The sequence below is a fragment of the Psychrobacter sp. UBA3480 genome (genome assembly GCF_002377945.1).
Classification (GTDB): Bacteria; Pseudomonadota; Gammaproteobacteria; order Pseudomonadales; family Moraxellaceae; genus Psychrobacter.
In genome coordinates this window covers 1-4201 of record NZ_DFQV01000018.1, presented here as the reverse complement: position 1 = coordinate 4201, position 4201 = coordinate 1, and the positions used below count along the sequence as shown (strand labels likewise).

The 4201-nt window shown below is 42.2% G+C and carries 5 protein-coding genes; all 5 read right to left on the bottom strand.

What is annotated here, in order from left to right; translation table 11 throughout:
• Positions 1-183: 183 nt before the first annotated feature.
• Entirely contained in the window at positions 184-471 is a 288-nt protein-coding gene (locus B2863_RS14640; RefSeq protein WP_349678896.1) for a DUF5676 family membrane protein, read from the bottom strand.
• A 112-nt stretch (positions 472-583) separates the two neighbouring features.
• Positions 584-1237 (bottom strand): methyltransferase family protein, encoded by a 654-nt coding sequence (locus B2863_RS06950; RefSeq protein ID WP_068037334.1) that lies wholly within the window; start codon positions 1235-1237, stop codon positions 584-586.
• A 129-nt stretch (positions 1238-1366) separates the two neighbouring features.
• Positions 1367-2710 carry an APC family permease gene (locus B2863_RS06945; protein WP_296208607.1) on the bottom strand — a complete coding sequence of 448 codons (1344 nt, stop codon included), beginning with the start codon at positions 2708-2710 and terminating at the stop codon, positions 1367-1369.
• 145 nt (positions 2711-2855) lie between these two features.
• The gene (locus tag B2863_RS06940) at positions 2856-3329 is read right to left on the bottom strand and encodes a DUF305 domain-containing protein (RefSeq protein WP_201611657.1); all 474 of its coding nucleotides are present in this window, start codon (positions 3327-3329) and stop codon (positions 2856-2858) included.
• Between the two features lie 236 nt (positions 3330-3565).
• On the bottom strand, positions 3566-4201 hold a 636-nt coding region (locus B2863_RS06935), incomplete at its 5' end, for a copper resistance protein B (protein ID WP_296208604.1).

The following is a 4201-nucleotide window of genomic DNA, read 5'->3' as shown; positions in this document are numbered from 1 at the left end:
AGAGTAGTGTAAATAATAAAAAGTAAAGCATTCTAACCCAGCCCATGACATACATCATTGAGACGTTCATCATGCCATTCATTGACCCATGCATTATGATTGCTCCTCAGTCTAAACTGTGATGACTCCAACTCTTCAATTAATTTTTACTCGAACCAAAGAGGTTTACTGACTTTTAATATATCAGTGTCTATAGGGCACTTTGGCGAACCAACGATATAGTGGCACGAACAAGATGGCGAAATACCAACCGTAAAGATATGATTCTACAAGTCCAATTAGAAAACCTGTCCATGTTAACCACTCAAAGCCAGGTAGTAGAGGTGCCCAAGCTTCGTGCATCGCTATCTGTTCGGGTGCGAGTAAACCAAACCCTATGCATAATAGATAACTAATAAGTAGAAACAACGATACACTATTGCCAACAGGGGCAATCCTTAAAGTACTTGTTGTTAAGTTTGATTTGACCATCTTAGTAATCCTCACTATTGTATGATGTGGTTCAAGCTCAAGATAACCAATCGTATCTAACCATGCTAACTCTAAGGATTTGTATGAATTAAAGCTTTATCCTGTATTGATATTACTTTTTAACTCGTGCGGCGGCGGCAAGTTGACGCCATTGACCCCATTGAGGAATAAACATTGGCACTTGCTGTTTGTAAGCAAGGTAGTCTTTACCAAACTCTTCAAACATATGCCGTTCCTCACGTCGAGCTAACCATGTGTATACAAGCACAATCACTGGAAACAGACCGATTGAAAACAGAGTTGGCCAATGCACCACACCCTCACCGAACAGTGCAATAAACAACCCGGTGTACTGAGGATGACGTACGTAGGCATAGAGTCCATCAGTTACTAAACGATTTTCCCCTCGTGCTTTGTGGACTTGGCGCCAACCTTGAGCAAAAAGACCGACTCCTAAAAATGCAATAGCATAGCCGAGTAGCATTGAGATCATCATGCCTGTCTCACCTAAACCAACAAGGGTCGACCATAAGCTAGCGCTGACATATTGGCTGTCCAAACCAAAAAACCGTACTAATAAATATATAGTGAGCGGAAAGCCATACATTTCTGCGTAAAGTGCAATAATGAAAGCCTGAACTACACCAGCACCCGCCCATTCACGCCAGTTCTTTGGTGCGAAATAACGGTAAAAGAACCAAGAAATCAGAACAATAACAATTAGTGCGAGACCCCAAGTTCCAGCGTGATTAAATGACTCATTCATAGCTTACTTTCCCTGTTGTCTTTATGAATATCGTATTGCATGAAATCAATTCTTGAAGATAGTAAGCAGACGCTTAAATCTATGCAATTTTTAACCAAACAATTTTCTGTAAACTCTTTGATGTTACTGTCAATGATGGTCTGCAAGCGTATCTTTTTCGATAGCTTTTTTCCTCGCTGAAGATTTCAGGTAAACCTGCTCAGCCACAGCAATCACTACAATAGTGACGACTGCTACGCCAAGTACGAATGGATCTGAGTTTAGTTTAATCCAGACAAAACCGCCGAGAACCAACAGGTCAAGAAGTATGGCCACTATAGGCACCCACATCACCGCCTTTATATCCTGACGAAGGTATCGCAAAACACCCCAATGAATGGCGATATCCATAATTAGATAGAAAACAATGCCAAGCGCTGCAATTCGTGATAAGTCAAATAACGTCGTAAAAGCTAAACCCAACACCACAGTATAGACCAACGTATGTTTTTGAACGCTTCCCGGCATTCCCAAATGACGATGAGGCACCAGCTTCATCTCAGTCAACATAGCAAGCATACGAGAGACTGCGAAGATGCTAGCAAGGAGGCCGCCAGCGGTAGCTACCATTGCGATTGCAACTGTGAACCATAGACCATAGTCGCCAAGTGCTGGGCGTGCGGCGGCAGCCAAGGAGTAATCTTTAGTTTCGATGATTTCGGCAAGAGATAGATTACTAGACACCGCTAAACCGACTAGAGTGTAAATAACTACGCATATTGCGATTGATATTACAATGGCACGGCCGACGTTGCGATGAGGATTTTTTACTTCCGAGCCACTGTTGGCAATCGTGGTAAAGCCTTTAAATGCCAGTATGCCTAGCGCCGTTGCGCCAAGAAAGTCACCAACAGTATTAGTGTCACCTAATGTAGAAGAATCAACTGCAAAGCTATCAGCTAGCCAGATACCAACCAACCCGAATATAAGAATACCGACAATTTTTATAATACCGATAACCGATGCAACCCCCTGAATCCAACGATTACCAAGTAAATTGATAAAGAACGCAGCAAGAATAAGCGCGGCGCCAAGGATGGATACCATGCGACCGCTGTCATCGCCACCGAATAACTGCATAGTGTATGACCCGAACGTCCGGGCCAAAAAGCTCTGCGCTATAACCATGGAGAAATACATCAGCAGGGCATTAAATCCAGTCGGTAAACGATCTCCGTATGCCTGATGCAGGTACATTGCAACACCGCCAGCCGACGGGTAAGCGTTAGAGATTTTGATATAAGAATAGGCACTAAAAGAAACAACGATTGCGGCGGCTAGAAAAGCAAGTGGGAAAAGCGAACCCGTCATCTGAGCCATCTGACCGGTCAGAGCGAAAATACCAGCACCGATCATGACACCGGTACCTAGCATAACTGTTCCTGATAATGTCAAACTATCCTTCTGATAGCGAGTCGCTCTATCTTGCTTCATACTTATTCGACCTTAATCTATTTCTTCGTAGAACTTCAGTTTTACAGGTTATTTTTGAAGTAAGGAGTAGGTATAGTTAGAATTAAAAGACGCGATATAGTAAATAGTTTTTAAAGAAGAGCTTACTTATTGGTATCATAATATATTATTCCAATTCATCAATAAGTGCTTGCATCTCAGCGATTTCACGTCTTTGGGCTTCGATAATTTCATCAGCAAGCTGACGTACACGTGGATCTTCGATATCAGCACGCGAACTGGTCAAAATAGCAATCGAGTGATGCGGTATCATCGCTTGCATCCAGTCCACCTGATCGACGGTTTGCTGTGAGCGTACGCCCCAAAGACCAAAGGCAAATAAAACTACGCTAACCCCATAAACCATCAAGTTTATCTTGGTTTTTTTATACATATTAGTCATAAAGGCGAGCATGATAATTGCCATTACCGCGCCCATATACAGCGCCATATAAGCACGGGTCTCACTAAAATAGACGTGATCCCATTTATACGTATTAAAGTACATCATGATGTACATGACGATGGTGGAGGTCAGAATCATCAGACCAAATTTGACATAAGGATTCATTTTTTGCTTATGGTTCATATCGTTGTTCATGCGATTACTCCTTTTTTATAGTTATATGGTTAAGCCAATTTAAAATTGATCTTTAGTTGCTTAGTCAAACCATTAATATACTTATTAAATTTAGCTAAATAAGAATTTAACAAAAAAGCACCTTTTGGAAGGTGCTTGTTTAGTCGTTATCACGTTAGTAATAGTATCAATGTTCATACTAATGTTAAACGTAGCACTTTAAATAATGAGATATTTGTGCATTTAGAACTAGGAACCTAGAACCAAAACATCACACCAGCAGTCAGACTATTAGAATCAACGTCTTCGTCCTCTTGACGACGTAAGTCTCGCGCATCACCCAAGGCGCTCTCGTAGCTGAAACCAACATAAGGCGCGAGCTGACGACTGAATGTCTCATAAGCCAGCCTAACTTCAGCTTCAAACTCATTAAATCCTTTAGTAATACCGTTATCGGTATCATCTTTACTAAAGGCAGTCAGCTCCAGCTCTGGTCTGACCACCCAACGCTGATCTAAGCGCCACTCGTACGCTGTCCCAAGATCAAGCTGGACTTGACCATCAGTATATAGATAAGCTCTTGCGTCAGTCTCAACGAAGTACGGCGCCGTACCAGCAATGCCTGCCATGATTGCGGACTTATCGTTTTCAGTATTATAAGCAATACCCGCTTCTCCATTCCAGAAGATACCGAGCGGCTTCCAATAAGCGAGTGAGCTTAGACTATCGATCTCTTTATCATCGTTAGTTTGAGCACTACCTTCACTGCGTAGAGTGACACGATTACTATCAGTACCGTACCACGTATCAAACTCAAAATCGATTTGGTCATTCTCAAACTGATAGCCCAAAGTTTCTACTGACACACCCCATAACGGTAAGCTACCCATCAT

Coding starts and splice junctions, on each gene's coding strand:
- B2863_RS14640 (WP_349678896.1), bottom strand. CDS start 471: ATGGTCAAATCAAACTTAACAACAAGTACTTTAAGGATTGCCCCTGTT.
- B2863_RS06950 (WP_068037334.1), bottom strand. CDS start 1,237: ATGAATGAGTCATTTAATCACGCTGGAACTTGGGGTCTCGCACTAATT.
- B2863_RS06945 (WP_296208607.1), bottom strand. CDS start 2,710: ATGAAGCAAGATAGAGCGACTCGCTATCAGAAGGATAGTTTGACATTA.
- B2863_RS06940 (WP_201611657.1), bottom strand. CDS start 3,329: ATGAACAACGATATGAACCATAAGCAAAAAATGAATCCTTATGTCAAA.